Genomic DNA, 15,581 nt, shown 5'->3' on the forward strand with positions numbered 1-15,581 from the left:
TTCTGCCTGTTCGCAATAGTCTCCTAAGCCGCGCTTCGCGCCAGCGCGCGCTGGTTGGAGGCATAGGGTGTGTCGTGCTGGGGCACAACGCCGGTCTTCAGGCAATCGATCCACTCGGCGGTTTTGAGAACGGCCGCGAAGCGCGACTGCAGGACGATCGTCACCACGCGATGGATTTCCTCCCCCGAAGCGTAACCGGCGCTGTTGGCGTACGGCAATGACCCCGTTGCGTCCGACAGGAACTCCACCTCAAAGCCCATATGCACGGCGTGGATGACCGTCGACAGATCGCAATTATGCGTCATGTAGCCAATGACCGTGATCGTATCGATAGAGTTGGCGCGCAGCCACTCCTCGAGGTCTGTGCCGGTGAAGGCGCTGGGCAAGTTCTTTTCGATGTAGTGGTCGCGGTTTCGCCTGGCGATTTCCGGGTGCAACTCGGCGCCATGGCTGCCCTTGGCGAAGACCGGTGAGGTTTCCGGCGCCAACTGTTTGATGACCACCACCTTGACGCCTGCCTCGGTGGCCGCGTCCATCGCTCGCGCTACATTGACGACGCTGTCGCGGAAGGGCGGATGCTGGATGGCGAGGTTGCCGCCATCATAGTCGTTCTGAACGTCGATGACGATGAGGGCGCGGCGTGGAGCTTTGCCTTTGGCTGGTTGCGACATGGGTTTTCCTTTCCCGTTGGACATTGATGGGTGGACGATAGGCTCGGCACCGGATGGAAAAAGTGTCCCGATTGACATTATTCGAAAGAATTGGGACAATTAGCTGTTACTCCTGTTGGTGCTGCCATGACCGATCCTGCCGTTGCCGCCATCGCCTTCGATGGCATCAGCCCGTTTCATCTCTCCGTGCCGTGTCTCGTGTTCGGCGCGGATCGCACGACGCTCGGCCTGCCGCGCTTCGACTTCCGGGTCTGCGCGATTGAGGACGAGCCGATCCGCACCGATGCCGGGCTGACCATCAGCGTCCCGCACGGGCTTTCCGCGCTCGATGACGCCGACATCGTCATCGTGCCAAGCTGGAAGGATCTCGGGAGTTCACCTCCAGCGGCATTGATCGACGCGTTGCTTGGCGCGCACGAGCGCGGCGCGCTGATCGTCGGACTGTGCTTGGGAACGTTCGCTGTCGCAGCGACCGGACTGCTCTCAGGGCGGCGAGCGGCGACGCACTGGGCCTACGCGGATCAGCTGCAGGAACTCTATCCCGACATTCTCGTCGAACCGGAAGTGCTCTACATCGACAATGGCGATGTCGTGACATCCGCCGGCGTCGCCGCCGGGCTCGACTGCTGCCTGCACGTCGTACGGGCTCGTTACGGCGCGGAGGCGGCACTTCGCCTTGCCCGGCAGATCGTGCTTTCTCCGCATAGGCAGGGCGGGCAGGCTCAATTCATCGAACGTCCTATCGCCAGGACCGGCAATGCGGACCGCTTTACCCAGGCTCTCGAAACGGTGCGCAAAACCCTGGGTGATCCGCACAGTCTGGACAGCGTTGCCAGTCTCGCCGGCCTCACCCGCCGGACGTTCACGCGCCGTTTCCAGAAAACGATCGGCACCAGTTTCGGCGGCTGGCTGACCGATCAGCGCGTCCAGCTGGCGCAGCGGCTGCTGGAAGCAACGGAAAAATCAATGGACACGATTGCCTTCGAGGCCGGCTTCGGCAGCGCCACCTCGCTGCGCCAGCATTTCGCGGCGCGGCTCAGAACCTCGCCGGCGCAATACCGGCGCGAATTCTCGAAGAGTGCTCAGGAGGAGCGCGTGGCTCACATGCCGAGGTGAAATTCGGCTCGCGCTCGATTCCAGGGCAATCGCTTCGGGTTTGCGCTGCCCCTCATTGCCCTGCCGGGCATTTCTCCCCGTATAGAGACGGGGAGAAAGTCGCATCGCAAAGGATTTCGCCAATCACCAGCGTTAGAGAAGGGTGCGGAGGTTGCGGCCAGCCCCTTCTCCCCGTCACTATACGGGGAGAAGATGCCGGCAGGCAGATGAGGGGCGGCGCCGACGTCGAACTGGCATCTGGCCTGAATTATAGGCTATCTTTTTTCTCGAAGCGATTGCCCTGCTCTCGATCCTGTCGTCCTTGAAAGGCTCTGCGTCATCTGTCATGTATTAAAGCGACAGATGACGCGAAGAGGCCCGCCGTGGCGATAGCATTGGAAAAGGCTGCGCCAGCAGCAAAAAACAATGAACTGCAGAAAGTGGCGAGATTGCTAGGCGGCAGCCGTATTCTGGCAAGGCGCCTCAGCAGCGCTTTGGATGCCCACGAGCTGCTTCTGCACGGCCTGCCGGCTTCAGCGCTGGACCATCTTATCGGGCAACTCGTCTTCATCCAGAAGACCGATTCGCTGGAGAAGGCCGTCGGCATGAGCCTGCGCACCTACCAGCGCCGCAAGGATGCTCCTTCCAAGCCTCTCAGTCAGGACCAGAGCGGACGAACCTGGAAGTTCGCGGAGATCCTGTCGAAAGCTACCGACGTGTTCGGTTCGCAGGCGGAGGCAGAGCAATGGCTGGAGCGCCCGGCGATTGGGCTCGACCAGCGTCGTCCAATCGACCTTCTGGCGACGCCGGCGGGAATCGAGCTTGTAGAAGACTATCTGGAACGGCTTGAATATGGCGTTTATGCATGACGCCGCTGCCGGCGGCGCTTGGTGGCTCCGACCTCATCGGATGGCGCCTCGATCAAGCCGCGTTTGCGTCTACATGGGATAGTGGCGAGGGCGCATACAGGGTGGGCGGACGCTGGAACAGCAAGGGCGTGCGCGCCGTCTACTGCTCGATCGATCCCTCGACTGCGATCCTCGAAGTTGCGGTCCATAAGGGCTTCAGGGCGCTCGACACGGTTGCGCATGTCATGACGGCAGCAATCGTCAGCGATGTCACGGATGTGCATATCGTCGAACCCGCCGCCGTGCCCAACCCCAACTGGTTGCGCCCGGGCATTCCGAGCTCCGGACAACAGGCGTTTGGCGACGATCTTCTGCAACGGCACCGATTCGTTGTGATTCCGAGCGCCGTATCGCAGCACAGCTGGAACCTGATCTTCGACGCGAGCCTCGCCAGGGGGGCATACGCCATGAAGACCCAGGAGGCGTTTGCGCTCGACACACGGTTGCATCCACCTCCGGCCAAGTGACACAGCCGCCCATGTCCATCAGAACGAGGACATGACCGGGACAGAAGCACGGTGCTCAGCTGTTCCTGATTATCCGTGCCGGATTGCCAACCACCGTGGTGTTCGCCGCGACGTCGCGCGTCACCACAGCACCGGCGCCGACGATGGCGCCATCGCTGATCCTGACCCCGCCGAGGATGATGGCACTGCCGCCGATCCAGGCGTGTTTGCCGATCTCGACTGGCTTGGCGATCTCCAGCCCTGCCTGCCGCCCCGCAGCCTCCTTGTGGTGCTCGGCGCAATAGATCTGCACATTGGGTCCGAGCAGCGTTCCCTTGCCGATGCGGACTGGCGCCGTATCGAGAATGGTGCAGCCGGCATTGAGGAAGACGCGGTTGCCGAGAAAGATGTTGAAGCCATAAGCGCAGTGGAACTGCGCTTCGATCCGGGCGCCCTCGCCCGCAGCGCCGAGCAGCGCCCGCATGCCAGGCCCAATATCGCCACGCTGCCGGGGTGGCAGGCTGTTGTGCTCGAACACCGCGTCGCGTGCCGTGATCCGCAGCGCCTCCAGTTCCGGATCGAGGCAGCAATACCACTCGCCCGCCGCCATTTTCGTGCGTTCGCTTCCGGCCATGGCCGCGACTCCAGTCTCAATCTTTGCCAAAGCACAAGTGGTGAAAATACGGAAGCGCCGGCGGCGACACCACCTCTGGTCAAATACCGGACCTATGGTAGCCTGCCCTCTCGGACCTGTCCCAGGCCGGCCATCGAGGGGATCAATCATGCTGTATACTCTTGTACTCCTGATTGGCATCGTTGCCGGGCTTCGCGCCATGACCGCGCCCGCCGCGGTCGCCTGGGGCGCCTGGCTTGGCTGGTTGCCGGTCGCCGGCACCTGGGCGAGCTTCATGGGCCACTGGATCACCGTCGGCATCTTCACCATCCTGGCCATCGCCGAACTGGTCACCGACCAGCTGCCATCGACGCCGAGCCGCAAGGTGCCGCAGCAATTCGGGACGCGCATCGTCCTGGGCGCTTTCACCGGCGCGGTGATCGGCGCCACGGGTGGCGCCACCATCGGCGGCCTGATCGCCGGCGCCGTTGGTGCGGTGATCGGCACGCTGGGCGGCGCCGAGGCGCGCAAGCGCCTGGCCACCGCCTTCGGCAAGGACCCGCCCGCCGCCTTCATCGAGGACGCGGTGGCGATCGTCGGCGGGCTTCTGATCGTGGCGGCGGTGGCATGACGGCAAAGACATTCGACGCCATCATCATCGGTGCCGGGCAGGCCGGCCCACCGCTCGCCGGCCGGCTGAATGCGGCCGGCATGAGCGTGGCGCTGATCGAGCGAAAGCTGGTTGGTGGCACGTGCGTCAACACCGGCTGCACGCCGACGAAAACTATGGTGGCAAGCGCCTATGCCGCGCATCTCGCCCGCTCCGCCGCGGATTACGGGGTGACGCTCTCCGGTCCCGTCGGCGTCAACTACAAGGCCATCAAGGCGCGCAAGGACAAGGTCTCGAACGACGCCCGCGGCAATCTCGAAGACTGGATTGCCGGCATGGACAAATGCACGCTTTATCGCGGCCATGCGCGCTTCGTGACCGCCAATACGGTGCGCGTCGGCGACGATCTGCTGAGCGCCGAAAGGATATTCCTCAACACGGGTGGCCGCGCCTCGGTGCCCGACTTGCCCGGCGTCAACGACGTATCCTACCTCACCAACTCGTCGATGATGGATCTCGACGTGCTGCCGCGCCATCTGATCGTCGTCGGCGGCAGCTATGTCTCGCTCGAATTCGCGCAGATGTTCCGTCGCTTCGGTTCCGAAGTCACGGTCATCGAAAAGAGCCCGCGTCTGATCGGCCGCGAGGACGAGGATGTCTCGGACGCCATTTTGTCGATCCTCGAAAACGAAGCCATTGCCGTCCATCTCGGCGCCGACGACATCCGCTTCGCCAGGCGAGGCAACGAAATCGCCGTGACCTTCTCGCCAGGCAAGGCGGCTGCGGTCGGCTCGCATGTGCTGCTGGCGCTGGGCCGCACGCCAAACACCGACGATCTCGGCCTCGACAAAGCCGGCGTCGAGGTCGACAAACGCGGCTTCATCGTCGTCGACGACCAGCTGCGCACCACCGTGCCCGGCATCTGGGCGATGGGCGACTGCAACGGCAAGGGCGCCTTCACCCACACCTCGTACAACGACTACGAGATCGTCGCCGCCAACCTGCTTGACAACGATCCGCGCAAGGTCAGCGACCGCATCGAGGCCTATGCTCTCTATATCGACCCGCCACTCGGCCGCTGCGGCATGACCGAAGCCGCGGTTAGGAAATCCGGTCGCCGCGCCCTGGTCGGCCAGCGGCCAATGACCCGTGTCAGCCGTGCCGTCGAAAAAGGTGAGACGCAAGGTTTCATGAAGATCCTGGTCGATGCCGACACCAAGGAGATCCTCGGCTGTTCGGTGCTCGGTCCGGGCGGCGACGAAGCGGTGCACTGCGTGCTCGACCTGATGTATGCCAAGGCGCCGGTCAGCACGCTGGCGCGCGCCGTGCACATCCACCCGAACGTCTCTGAGCTTCTGCCGACCATCGCCCAGGAACTCAAGCCCCTGGTGTGAGCGCCGGGCGCAGGCGTTATCTCCCGACGCTGCGAGCGCCGGCCGGGTAGAATCTTGCGCCCATAGCGGCGCCGGCTGGACCAATCGACAGCGTATCGGCGAAAGGGCATGTGTTCGGCCTCTTTCCTGGAGGAATATCATGCAGAAATCGATCGAGCGCATAGCCGGCGACAGCGAGGGCGTTTCCTACGAATTCTCGGTCTTCCGCTTTGACGGCAGTGACAAGGCAGCACCCTCAGCCTATCTGCAGGCGGCTCTGCATGCCGGCGAACTGCCGGGGGTCGTCGCCATCGACGCGCTGATGCCGATGCTCGGAAAAGCCGAAGCGGAAGGCCGCATCAAAGGCAATATCACCGTCGTGCCCCAAGCCAATCCCATCGGCCGCGCCCAGTATCATTTCGGCGAGCACCAGGGCCGTTTTCACTTGGGCACGCGCACCAACTTCAACCGCGGCTTTCCGCTGCTGGCCGCGCCGGACATGATGCTGTTGCCGGACACCACGCTTGGCACGGCCGATCAGCGGCTTAAGGTCCGGTTGCTCCAGCTCTCCATCGGCCACGACATCGTGCTCGACCTGCATTGCGACGATGAAGGCCTCGCCTATCTCTACGTCCACACCAGCCTGTGGCCGGCCATGGCGGATTGTGCGGCGGCCATGGGCGTCGATGCGGTGATGCTGTGGGACGAAGATCCCGACGGCACCTTCGAAGGCGCCTCGATCATGCCATACCAAAACGTTCCCGCCGACGTCGCGTGCCTGGACCGGCGCGTCGCCACCACCGTCGAATATCGCGGCATACTCGATGTCGACGGCGCCCTCGCCGGCGTCGATGCTGAAGGGCTCTACCGGCTGCTGGTGGGGCGCGGCATCATCCGGGATCAGGCGCTGCCCGCGCCTGGCAGCTTCGTAGGGCTCGTCGCTCCTATCGAAAACATCGAGATGATGCCGGCGCCCCGCTCGGGCGCGATCCTCTACGACGTGAAGCCGGGCGACCGGGTCGCCAAGGGTGCGCGGCTTGCCACCATCGTCCACGCGCCGGGTGAGCCCGACGGCCGCACGGAAGTGTTGGCGCCGCAAGCGGGCCTCATCCTGACACGGCGTTCCCGCCGCATCATCCGCGCCGGCGAAGACCTCTTGAAGCTGGTCGGCGACAGGAAGAGCGCCGATGCAAGGTCCGGGACGCTGGAGGATTGAGGCCTTCCTTTGAATCCAGTTGCGCGGCCGTCCAATCGCCGCTATGGGAATCGCCATGAATATGCGTTCGATCAAGACCATTTGGTGGTGGGCTCGCTGACAGCGGCCTGTTCGAACGCGTTCGCGTGACAAGAGAGGGTGGCCGCAGCGGAATGTCCGGGCGGCCATTTGTTTTTTCAAGCCATTCCCGGGTCCGTTGCCCCAAAGACGCTGATGGAGACGGCAATGACGACGAAAATTCTGGAGAATGGCGCCGAGCGCTTCGTCACGGCGGGTGGCGTGGCGATTACCCGCCAGCGCCATGACCGGCCATATGAAGGGGCGATCGACGGCTATGTCGATGGCCTGAATTCGCGCCGCGGCGCCGTGTTTTCCTCGAATTACGAATATCCCGGCCGCTATACGCGCTGGGACACCGCCATCATCGATCCGCCGCTGGTGATCTCGGCACGCGGCCGCGGCATGCGCATCGAGGCGCTGAACCGCCGCGGCGAGGTGCTTTTGCCGGTGATCGGCACGGTGCTTGCCGGCCTTGACGATGTCACGATCGCCGAGACGTCGAACAAGCTCATCCGCCTCGAAGTCGCCAAGCCCGGCCGTGTCTTCACCGAGGAGGAACGCAGCCGCGTTCCCTCCGTCTTCACCGTGCTGCGCGCCATCACCGCTTTGTTCAAGACCGAGGAAGACGCCAATCTCGGTCTCTATGGCGCCTTCGGCTACGACCTCGCCTTCCAGTTCGATCCGGTCGACTACAAGCTCGAGCGCAAGCCAAGCCAGCGCGATCTCGTGCTGTTCCTGCCCGACGAGATCCTCGTCGTCGACCATTATTCGACCAAGGCCTGGACCGACCGCTACGACTATTCCGGCGATGGCTTCTCGACCGAAGGCCTGCCGCGCGACGAAATCGTCGAGCCGTTCATGACCGCCGACCGCATCCCGCCGCGCGGCGACCACGAGCCCGGCGAATATGCCAAGCTGGTGCGCAAGGCGATGAAGAGCTTCGAGCGCGGCGACCTGTTCGAAGTGGTGCCGGGGCAGATGTTCTACGAACGCTGCGAAACCCAGCCCTCCGAGATTTCCCGCAAGCTGAAGAGCATCAACCCTTCGCCCTATTCCTTCTTCATCAATCTCGGCGAGGGCGAATATCTGATCGGCGCCTCGCCGGAAATGTTCGTGCGCGTCAACGGCCGCCGCGTCGAGACCTGCCCGATCTCCGGTACGATCAAGCGCGGCGACGATGCCATCTCCGACAGCGAGCAGATCCTGAAGCTGCTCAATTCGAAGAAGGACGAGTCCGAACTCACCATGTGCTCGGACGTCGATCGCAACGACAAATCGAGGGTCTGCGAGCCGGGCTCGGTGCGCGTCATCGGCCGCCGGCAGATCGAGATGTATTCGCGCCTGATCCACACCGTCGACCACATCGAAGGGCGGCTGCGCGAAGGCATGGACGCTTTCGACGCCTTCCTGTCGCATGCCTGGGCCGTCACCGTTACCGGCGCGCCGAAATTATGGGCCATGCGCTTCATCGAGCAGAACGAGAAGAGCCCCCGCGCCTGGTATGGCGGGGCGATCGGCATGGTCAATTTCAACGGTGACATGAACACCGGCCTGACGCTTCGCACCATTCGCATCAAGGACGGTATCGCCGAGGTGCGCGCCGGCGCCACGCTGCTCTTCGACAGCATTCCCGAGGAAGAAGAAGCCGAAACCGAACTGAAGGCATCCGCCATGCTCTCCGCCATCCGCGACGCCAAATTAGGCAATGCCGCCAGCACCGAACGCAGCACCGCGCGTGTCGGCGACGGCGTCAACATCCTCCTGGTCGATCACGAGGACAGTTTCGTCCATACGCTCGCCAACTATTTCCGCCAGACCGGCGCCAATGTCTCGACGGTGCGCACACCGGTGCCGGACGAGATCTTCGACCGGCTGAAGCCAAACCTGGTCGTGCTGTCGCCCGGCCCCGGCACGCCGAAGGATTTCGACTGCGCCGCTACCATCAAGCGAGCCCGTGCGCGCGACCTGCCGATCTTCGGCGTCTGCCTCGGGCTGCAGGCGCTGGCCGAAGCCTATGGCGGCGAGCTGCGTCAACTGCACATCCCGATGCATGGCAAACCGTCCCGCATCCGCGTGTCGAAGCCGGGCATCATCTTCTCCGGCTTGCCCAAGGAGGTGACGGTCGGCCGCTACCATTCGATTTTCGCCGATCCGGTGCGGCTGCCCGATGGTTTTGTCGTCACCGCCGAGACCGAAGACGGCATCATCATGGCCTTCGAGCACCGCAAGGAGCCGATCGCTGCGGTGCAGTTCCACCCGGAATCGATCATGACGCTCGGCCACAATGCCGGCATGCGCATCATCGAGAACATCGTCGCGCACCTGCCGCGGAAGGCCAAGGAAAAGGCCGCTTAATTCGAGGGCTCAGTGTTGGGATCTTTTCCCCAATGACCGCGGCAGAAATCAAGGCCGCCGCCAGGCAGAAGGTCGCCAGCCTCGCCTTCTGGTCGATCATTGTCGCCTTCGTCGTGCTCGGCCTGAAGCTGGCCGCCTGGTACATCACCGGCTCGGTTGCGCTTTATTCGGACGCGCTGGAATCGATCGTCAACGTCATTGCCTCGGCCGCCGCCTATTGGGCAATCCAGGTCAGCTACAAGCCAGCCGACCAGGACCATCCGTTCGGCCACCATAAGGCCGAGTATTTCTCGGCCGTCCTGGAAGGCGTGCTGATCGTGCTTGCCGCCTTGCTGATCCTCAACGAGGTCTGGTGGTCATGGCAGCATCCGGCCCCGCTGGAACAGCCATGGACCGGCCTTGCCGTCAACGGCGTCGCAACGGTCATCAACGCAGTCTGGGCCTTGACGCTGATCCGCACCGGACGGAGTGAAAAATCGCCGGCTCTCGTCGCCGACGGCAGGCACATCATGACCGACGTGGCGACCTCGGTCGGTGTGTTCATCGGCCTGGTCGGCGCCGTGCTGACCGGCTGGCAGGTTCTCGATCCGGCTCTTGCCGTGATCGTGGCGCTGAACATTCTATGGCAGGGCTGGCACGTCATCGGCTCGTCGATGAACGGGCTGATGGACCGCGCCGTGGACACTCAGGAACATATCCGCATCCGCGACATCATCTCGGCCAATTGCAAGGGCGCGCTCGAGGTCCACGACCTGAAGACGCGCATCGCCGGCCGCGCCACCTTCATCGAGTTCCATCTGGTCGTCGACGCCGACATGTCGGTCGGCGCCAGCCACGTCATTTGCGACCGCATCGAGGACGCGCTGCAGGCAGAGATCCCTTCCGTCCGCGTCATCATCCATGTCGAGCCCGACGACGAGGCGAAACTGCCCAAGGGCACGACCGCCGTGCCCTTCGCGTGAGGTGGCGCAGATCGGTCTCCTCGTTGGTAGCGCATATATCTTGGAGATTAGCTGAGACATCCATCCCTTCGTCATCCCAGGGCGGAGCGACGCGAAGCGGAGCGCAGACCCTGGGATCCATGCCGTAACATCCGCCGAAGAATGCTGCGGGTCGGAATGTGTCACCCCGCTCCTAACCCGCCGTGACGAAGTGGCACTCTCGATTCTGGTCCGCCTTCGTGTGCCGCATATATCGCGGCATGGATCCCAGGGTCTCCGCGACGTCGCTTCGCTCCTGCTCCGCCCTGGGATGACGAAGGGATGGTGACTTTTGGCCAATCACCAGCGTTGTCGATTGGCAATTAGGGGCGGCGCCGACCTCCACAGTCCCTTTGGAGGAGCGAGATCAGCTAAAGACCACACCAAGGGCGGCTCGCTCCTGATCCGACGGACTTTCCAGCGCCGCCTCCGCGAAATCGTCGTCAAGCGGACCTATCACTCCGTCCAGCCAGGCCCAGTCCTGCGCAAGAGGCTCGATAATGACCCTCTGGCCGTGGCGGCTGATCAAAACCTCTTTGGTGTCGAAACGGTACTCCTTTGGCAAGCGCACCGCCTGCGAGCGGCCGGACCAAAACACCCTTGTCTTGCGCATGGCATCCACCTCCTCGTCACATTCGGCCAATTTCGAACCTGGGGTCCCGAACCCTGATCACGGCCCGCAGGCCGCCTGCGGCATCGGCTCCAGCCGGTAGACCTTGTCGTCGGAGCCGGTGTCGCCTTCCGCCGCCTTCGAGCACAGATCGACGATCGGCAGGCCGCTGTTCGGGTTGGCCAGCATCATCGTGCCGTTGGCGCCGCGGCGAAGGAAGACCTCCTTTTGCGCGATGTCGCAGGTGGCAGCACCCGTCTTCGCGCTCGCCGCGCAGCGCCATTGGTCGCCCTCGCCCTGGCAGTTATAGACCTGCGTGACCTTGGCCGATTTCTGCCGCGTGCTAACCGAAACGGCGATATCGGCGCCGCTTGGCCAATTGGCCGGATCGCCCTCCTTGGCGAAAGACGCCAACTCGACCGGTCCGCGGAACACCCTGATCGACTGGGTCAGCTGGTCTGGATGCAAGCCGAGATGCGCCGCATCGTAGTCGCGTCCGTAGCAGAAGGCCTGGTCCAGCTTCAGTCGCTCACGCAATGGCGGGCCAAGGGCCGGGTCGATCGGGTCGATGCGCGCGAACTCCGCCTTGCAGGTCGCGGCCGGCATCGGGTCGAGCCTGAAGCCGTTGTCGTCCTTGCCCAGCGCCTGCCTTTCGTACTCCGCCTTGCCGAGCTCGTCTTCCGATCCGGCGTCGAGATAGAGGTCGGGCTGCACGTCCGAGACGATCAGCCGGCCTTTGTCGTCGACCTTCAGCGACGCCATGGTGCGATCGCAGTCCATGCCGCAACGGATCGGGCCGGTCTTGCCGTCCTCCGACTCATGACTGCACCAGCCGCCGAGCCATTCCGGCGCCTCGGCGCCGCGCACCGTCGTCGCCATGAAGCCATTGTAGGAGGAATCGATGCCGGCGCTCGGCTCCTCGTTTGGCCGGCTGACCGGATCGCGGCCGTAATAGAAGAAGATGCGCGTTACCTTCTGGTGCGGATGCGACTTGAGATGCGCGGCGTCGTAGACGCGGCCGAAGCAGGCGTCCTTGCCGTCGGGGCTGAGCTCGGTGAGTTTGAGCGTGTCATCGGCGAAAGCAGCGCCGGCGACGGCGGCAAGCAAGGCAACCCCGAGCCCGGCACCCACAAAGGTCCCCATTATGGTCCTCGACGTCATGCTACCCCTCCATTGCCCCGACAAGACGTGGCGTCAATTTATGCTAGGATCGAGGCCGAGGCCACGCAATTTGCGCGGGCCGGCTAAATGGGAGATGAAGCCATGCGACGCCGCGATATTTTCCGCGTCGGTCTTGCCGGGGCCGCCGGGCTTTTCGGGCTGCGCCCGATCAAGGCAGCAGCTAATGAAGTCAAGCCGGCGGCTTCCGAAGAAGAAAGGCAAAAGGTCGCCTATCACCTCAGCGACCTCGACAAGGTCAATTTCGTGCTCGGCAACATCAAGAACCACTTCGAAGGCACCGACGGCAAAGTCGACATCGCGCTTGTCGTGCACGGCCCAGCACTTGCCGCCTTCAAGTCGAAGGGCATATCGGCCGCCATTTCCGGGCGGTTCGCCGGCCTTGTCCAGGATGGGCTCAGCCCGCACGCTTGCGCCAATACCATGCACGGCATGGATATCGGCCTGGCCGACCTGCTCGACGGCTTCCATGCAGCCGACCGGGGTGGCGTCGTCAAGCTCGCCGAATTGCAACGCCAAGGCTACGCCTATCTCAGGCCATAGGCTTTTACGGACTTGAACGCGAGGACTGCGAGGGCCTACGAAGAGCAGGCAGAGTCCCCGGAGGAATAGACGTGCCAGCCACCACCACCCTTGTCAGCCCCTCTCTGGTCATCCCCGACCTTGCCGGAAAGGCGGTCCTGGTCACAGGCGCCTCGACCGGCATCGGCGCGGCGCTTGCACTTGCCTACGCCGCGCAGAAATGCCGCGTCGCGCTGCACTACAATTCGAGCCGTGCGGCAGCCGAAAACCTGGCCGCGACCATTCGCAACGGCGGCGGCGACGTGTTCCTCACCCAGGGCGATTTCTCGACCCCTGCCGATGTCGAGCGCGTCGTCGAGGACAGTGCGCAACATTTCGGCCGGCTCGACGGCCTCGTCAACAATGCCGGCGGCATGCTCGGCCGCGTGTCCTATGCCGAGCAGACCGAGGCGCATTACGACGCGGTGATGGACCTCAACGCGCGTTCCGTGCTGACAGCTTCGCGCAAGGCGATCCCATGGCTGAAGCGGCAGGGTGGCTTCATCGTCAACACCTCCTCGATCGCCGCGCGCAACGGCGCCGGCGGCGGCGCCGGCCTTTACGGCTCGGCCAAGGCCTTCGTCTCCAACGTCACGCGCGGCATGGCCAAGGAGCTGATCGGTTTCAACATCCGCGTCAACGCGGTGGCGCCCGGCACGATCGCGACACCTTTCCACGAGCGCTACTCGACCGACGACCAGATGAAAGGCATGATCGCCACCATCCCGCAGGGCCGCGCCGGCACCGCCGAGGACTGCGTCGGCGCCTATCTGTTCCTCTCCTCCGATCTGTTGAGCGGCTACATCATCGGCCAGGTGATCGAGGTCAATGGCGGGCAGTTGATGCCGTAGACGGCGAACTGCATACTCCTGGTTGCGTCATCTCAACGGAGCAAAGCGAATGTACGGACTGATCGGCAAGATGCGGGCAATGCGCGGCCAGCGTGACGCAATGATGGATATCCTGCTCGCCAGCACCAGCGCCATGCCCGGCTGCCTGAACTACATCATCGCCACCGACCCGGCCGATGCCGACGCGATCTGGGTGACCGAGGTGTGGACCGACGCCGAAAGCCACAAGGCTTCGCTGCAGCTGCCCGAAGTCCAGGCGGCAATCGCCAAGGCACGGCCGATCATCGCCGGCTTCGAGTTCCAGGTGGAAACGCATCCTGTTGGCGGCTTCGGCTTGCCGGCGGTGAAGGCGGGATAGAGGGAGAGGCCGGCGGGACAGCGCCCCCCTCTGGCCTGCCGGCCATCTCCCCCTCTAGTGGGGAGATTGAATGTCACTTCGGCCTTCGCCAACCTCCAAAGAAGAGCGCTGTCGGCGAAGCTGCCAATCTCCCCACTAGAGGGGGAGATGGCCGGCAGGCCAGAGGGGGGCGCGAAGGATCGCTACGGATGGCTCATGCCATTACCACCTAAGCCCTTTTCCCTCTCAAAAAGGGTTCGCATTTTTCCGCCACCGGTCTAAGAGCCGATCTATGGATTCTTCCCCGAACCCGCCGGCCATCGAGCATCTGGCGCGGATCCACAAGGCTTGGCAGTGGCCGGTCCTGGTGGTGGTCTCGGTGCTGTTTGCCGGCGCGCTGGAACTCGCCGCCCTGCCCGCCGCGCTCTTGATCGGACCGATGCTGGCGGCCATCGCTGCCGGCACCAACGGCGCCACGGTGCGCGTGCCGCGGGTTCTGTTCGGCTCCGCCCAGGCGGTCGTCGGCTGCCTGGTCGCCAGTTCGATCTCGGCCGATATCTTTCCCGTCTTCTACAAGGAATGGCCGCTGTTCCTCGGCGTCGTGATGGCCACGGTCGCGGCATCCAGCCTGCTCGGCTGGCTAATCAGCCGCTGGCGCATCCTGCCCGGCACCACCGCGGTCTGGGGCTCGTCGCCGGGCGCCGCCACCGCCATGGTGCTGATGGCCGGTGCCTTCGGCGCCGACCAGCGCCTCGTCGCCTTCATGCTATATCTGCGCGTCATCTGCGTCTCGATGACGGCAGCCTTGGTGGCCAAGCTTTGGGTCGACACCTCAGGCATCGAGGTGCCAGCCATCGTCTGGTTCCCACCGGTCGACCCGCAGGGCTTGGCCGCAACGTTCGGCGTGGCGCTGGTCGGCGGCCTCACCGGAAAGCTTTTCCGGCTGCCGTCGCCGTTTTTCCTCGGCACCTTCATTTTCGGCACCGTGATGCATCTCGGGCTCGGCGTGACCATGCAGTTGCCACCCTGGCTGCTCGCCTTGAGCTATACGATGATCGGCTGGAGCATCGGCCTGAATTTCACCAGGGCCATTTTGCGCCACGCGGCCCGCGCGCTGCCGCAGATTGTCGGCTCGATCATTGCCCTGATCGTCTTTTGCGGCGGCCTCGCCTTCCTGATCAGCCGCCTGCTCGGCATCGATCCGCTGACCGCCTATCTGGCAACCAGCCCCGGCGGCATGGACAGCGTCGCCATCATCGCCGCCGCCGCGCAGCATGTCGACATATCCTTCGTCATGGCGCTGCAATCGGCACGCTTCCTGATCGTGCTTCTGGTCGGCCCAAGCGTGGCGCGGCTGGTGGCGAGAAGCCTGCGGGAGTAAAGACCAGCCGGGCAGCGCGTCAGCTGATCACCAGGCTCGATATACGCTCGCCGTCCAGCGTGAAGACCATATCGCCCTCGCCGTTGAAACCGTTGCCTTCGACCGCGATGCGAACGCGCCAGGTGCCGTCCTCCGCTGCGATGCCGAGGATGCGGAGCCTGGACTGCACGCCGATATTGTCCGACTGGTTCCAGCGCGCAATCTGGTCGCGGCCCTGGAACGACCTGCCCCAGTCGCTCAGAAAGGCATCGGCCGTGAACGTCTCGAGGAAAGCTTTGGTGTCGCCGGCATTGGTAGCTTCGACAAAGCGGCGGATGGCATCGGGCGTGGTCATT

Annotated in this window: 17 protein-coding genes; 12 read left to right on the plus strand and 5 right to left on the minus strand. The window is 63.9% G+C overall.

Going from position 1 to position 15,581, the window contains the following annotated elements; all coding sequences use genetic code 11:
* Nucleotides 1–23: 23 nt before the first annotated feature.
* Complete coding sequence (locus tag NKI95_RS00770; RefSeq protein WP_023679515.1) at nucleotides 24–671, minus strand: cysteine hydrolase family protein; 648 nt, start codon at nucleotides 669–671, stop codon at nucleotides 24–26.
* Between the two features lie 126 nt (nucleotides 672–797).
* Here NKI95_RS00770 and NKI95_RS00775 point away from each other — a divergent pair, with 126 nt between their 5' ends.
* The 3 genes from NKI95_RS00775 (at nucleotide 798) to NKI95_RS00785 (ending at nucleotide 3,141) form a co-directional block, all read left to right on the plus strand.
* The gene (locus NKI95_RS00775; protein ID WP_352713237.1) at nucleotides 798–1,787 is read left to right on the plus strand and encodes a helix-turn-helix domain-containing protein; all 990 of its coding nucleotides are present in this window, start codon (nucleotides 798–800) and stop codon (nucleotides 1,785–1,787) included.
* Nucleotides 1,788–2,149: 362 nt separating this feature from the next.
* The gene (parS, locus tag NKI95_RS00780) at nucleotides 2,150–2,635 is read left to right on the plus strand and encodes a type II RES/Xre toxin-antitoxin system antitoxin (protein ID WP_352466799.1); all 486 of its coding nucleotides are present in this window, start codon (nucleotides 2,150–2,152) and stop codon (nucleotides 2,633–2,635) included.
* The gene (locus tag NKI95_RS00785; RefSeq protein WP_352713240.1) at nucleotides 2,632–3,141 is read left to right on the plus strand and encodes an RES family NAD+ phosphorylase; all 510 of its coding nucleotides are present in this window, start codon (nucleotides 2,632–2,634) and stop codon (nucleotides 3,139–3,141) included. Before parS ends, NKI95_RS00785 begins: the two co-directional genes overlap by 4 nt.
* 55 nt (nucleotides 3,142–3,196) lie before the next feature.
* On the opposite strand, the gene NKI95_RS00790 is transcribed toward NKI95_RS00785, so the two are convergent.
* Entirely contained in the window at nucleotides 3,197–3,754 is a 558-nt protein-coding gene (locus NKI95_RS00790; RefSeq protein ID WP_352713243.1) for a sugar O-acetyltransferase, read from the minus strand.
* A 148-nt stretch (nucleotides 3,755–3,902) separates the two neighbouring features.
* Between NKI95_RS00790 and NKI95_RS00795 the strand changes: the two genes are divergently transcribed.
* The 5 genes from NKI95_RS00795 (at nucleotide 3,903) to NKI95_RS00815 (ending at nucleotide 10,309) form a co-directional block, all read left to right on the plus strand.
* Entirely contained in the window at nucleotides 3,903–4,364 is a 462-nt protein-coding gene (locus NKI95_RS00795; RefSeq protein ID WP_352713246.1) for a DUF4126 domain-containing protein, read from the plus strand.
* Nucleotides 4,361–5,737, plus strand: coding sequence for an FAD-containing oxidoreductase (locus NKI95_RS00800; protein WP_352713249.1), 1,377 nt, complete (start codon nucleotides 4,361–4,363; stop codon nucleotides 5,735–5,737). Before NKI95_RS00795 ends, NKI95_RS00800 begins: the two co-directional genes overlap by 4 nt.
* Before the next feature lie 139 nt (nucleotides 5,738–5,876).
* The gene (locus NKI95_RS00805) at nucleotides 5,877–6,932 is read left to right on the plus strand and encodes a M14 family metallopeptidase (protein ID WP_352713252.1); all 1,056 of its coding nucleotides are present in this window, start codon (nucleotides 5,877–5,879) and stop codon (nucleotides 6,930–6,932) included.
* A 225-nt stretch (nucleotides 6,933–7,157) separates the two neighbouring features.
* Nucleotides 7,158–9,347, plus strand: a complete 2,190-nt coding sequence (locus tag NKI95_RS00810; RefSeq protein WP_352713255.1) for an anthranilate synthase — start codon at nucleotides 7,158–7,160, stop codon at nucleotides 9,345–9,347.
* Nucleotides 9,348–9,379: 32 nt separating this feature from the next.
* A complete protein-coding gene (locus tag NKI95_RS00815) occupies nucleotides 9,380–10,309 on the plus strand; it encodes a cation diffusion facilitator family transporter (RefSeq protein ID WP_352713258.1) in 930 nt (309 codons plus the stop codon).
* A gap of 385 nt (nucleotides 10,310–10,694) precedes the next feature.
* Here NKI95_RS00815 and NKI95_RS00820 read toward each other — a convergent pair whose 3' ends face one another.
* Together NKI95_RS00820 and NKI95_RS00825 are read right to left on the minus strand one after the other, a co-directional pair.
* A complete protein-coding gene (locus NKI95_RS00820; protein ID WP_352713261.1) occupies nucleotides 10,695–10,940 on the minus strand; it encodes an antitoxin in 246 nt (81 codons plus the stop codon).
* A gap of 57 nt (nucleotides 10,941–10,997) precedes the next feature.
* Nucleotides 10,998–12,098: a hypothetical protein gene (locus tag NKI95_RS00825; RefSeq protein ID WP_352713264.1), complete on the minus strand. Its 1,101-nt coding sequence runs from the start codon at nucleotides 12,096–12,098 to the stop codon at nucleotides 10,998–11,000.
* A gap of 102 nt (nucleotides 12,099–12,200) precedes the next feature.
* Between NKI95_RS00825 and NKI95_RS00830 the strand changes: the two genes are divergently transcribed.
* The 4 genes from NKI95_RS00830 to NKI95_RS00845 all read left to right on the plus strand — a co-directional run bounded on the left by NKI95_RS00830 (nucleotide 12,201) and on the right by NKI95_RS00845 (nucleotide 15,246).
* On the plus strand, nucleotides 12,201–12,659 hold the full coding sequence (locus NKI95_RS00830; protein ID WP_352713267.1) for a DsrE family protein: 459 nt from the start codon (nucleotides 12,201–12,203) through the stop codon (nucleotides 12,657–12,659).
* Between the two features lie 71 nt (nucleotides 12,660–12,730).
* The gene (locus NKI95_RS00835; RefSeq protein ID WP_352713270.1) at nucleotides 12,731–13,528 is read left to right on the plus strand and encodes an SDR family NAD(P)-dependent oxidoreductase; all 798 of its coding nucleotides are present in this window, start codon (nucleotides 12,731–12,733) and stop codon (nucleotides 13,526–13,528) included.
* Between the two features lie 49 nt (nucleotides 13,529–13,577).
* On the plus strand, nucleotides 13,578–13,886 hold the full coding sequence (locus NKI95_RS00840; RefSeq protein ID WP_352713272.1) for a putative quinol monooxygenase: 309 nt from the start codon (nucleotides 13,578–13,580) through the stop codon (nucleotides 13,884–13,886).
* Between the two features lie 271 nt (nucleotides 13,887–14,157).
* Nucleotides 14,158–15,246 carry an AbrB family transcriptional regulator gene (locus NKI95_RS00845; RefSeq protein WP_352713275.1) on the plus strand — a complete coding sequence of 363 codons (1,089 nt, stop codon included), beginning with the start codon at nucleotides 14,158–14,160 and terminating at the stop codon, nucleotides 15,244–15,246.
* A gap of 19 nt (nucleotides 15,247–15,265) precedes the next feature.
* Here the strand turns inward: NKI95_RS00845 and NKI95_RS00850 are convergent, their stop codons facing one another.
* Entirely contained in the window at nucleotides 15,266–15,580 is a 315-nt protein-coding gene (locus tag NKI95_RS00850; protein WP_352713278.1) for a nuclear transport factor 2 family protein, read from the minus strand.
* Nucleotide 15,581 lies beyond the last annotated feature (1 nt).

This window comes from Mesorhizobium sp. M0306 (genome assembly GCF_040321655.1).
GTDB lineage: Bacteria > Pseudomonadota > Alphaproteobacteria > Rhizobiales > Rhizobiaceae > Mesorhizobium.

What these genes read in the sequence shown, in the direction of transcription:
- NKI95_RS00775 (WP_352713237.1), top strand. Translation starts at nt 798, where the DNA reads ATGACCGATCCTGCCGTTGCCGCCATCGCCTTCGATGGCATCAGCCCG.
- NKI95_RS00850 (WP_352713278.1), bottom strand. Translation starts at nt 15,580, where the DNA reads ATGACCACGCCCGATGCCATCCGCCGCTTTGTCGAAGCTACCAATGCC.
- NKI95_RS00795 (WP_352713246.1), top strand. Translation starts at nt 3,903, where the DNA reads ATGCTGTATACTCTTGTACTCCTGATTGGCATCGTTGCCGGGCTTCGC.
- NKI95_RS00770 (WP_023679515.1), bottom strand. Translation starts at nt 671, where the DNA reads ATGTCGCAACCAGCCAAAGGCAAAGCTCCACGCCGCGCCCTCATCGTC.
- NKI95_RS00810 (WP_352713255.1), top strand. Translation starts at nt 7,158, where the DNA reads ATGACGACGAAAATTCTGGAGAATGGCGCCGAGCGCTTCGTCACGGCG.
- NKI95_RS00820 (WP_352713261.1), bottom strand. Translation starts at nt 10,940, where the DNA reads ATGCGCAAGACAAGGGTGTTTTGGTCCGGCCGCTCGCAGGCGGTGCGC.
- NKI95_RS00800 (WP_352713249.1), top strand. Translation starts at nt 4,361, where the DNA reads ATGACGGCAAAGACATTCGACGCCATCATCATCGGTGCCGGGCAGGCC.
- NKI95_RS00830 (WP_352713267.1), top strand. Translation starts at nt 12,201, where the DNA reads ATGCGACGCCGCGATATTTTCCGCGTCGGTCTTGCCGGGGCCGCCGGG.
- NKI95_RS00815 (WP_352713258.1), top strand. Translation starts at nt 9,380, where the DNA reads ATGACCGCGGCAGAAATCAAGGCCGCCGCCAGGCAGAAGGTCGCCAGC.
- NKI95_RS00805 (WP_352713252.1), top strand. Translation starts at nt 5,877, where the DNA reads ATGCAGAAATCGATCGAGCGCATAGCCGGCGACAGCGAGGGCGTTTCC.
- NKI95_RS00785 (WP_352713240.1), top strand. Translation starts at nt 2,632, where the DNA reads ATGACGCCGCTGCCGGCGGCGCTTGGTGGCTCCGACCTCATCGGATGG.
- NKI95_RS00790 (WP_352713243.1), bottom strand. Translation starts at nt 3,754, where the DNA reads ATGGCCGGAAGCGAACGCACGAAAATGGCGGCGGGCGAGTGGTATTGC.
- NKI95_RS00840 (WP_352713272.1), top strand. Translation starts at nt 13,578, where the DNA reads ATGTACGGACTGATCGGCAAGATGCGGGCAATGCGCGGCCAGCGTGAC.
- NKI95_RS00825 (WP_352713264.1), bottom strand. Translation starts at nt 12,098, where the DNA reads ATGACGTCGAGGACCATAATGGGGACCTTTGTGGGTGCCGGGCTCGGG.
- NKI95_RS00845 (WP_352713275.1), top strand. Translation starts at nt 14,158, where the DNA reads ATGGATTCTTCCCCGAACCCGCCGGCCATCGAGCATCTGGCGCGGATC.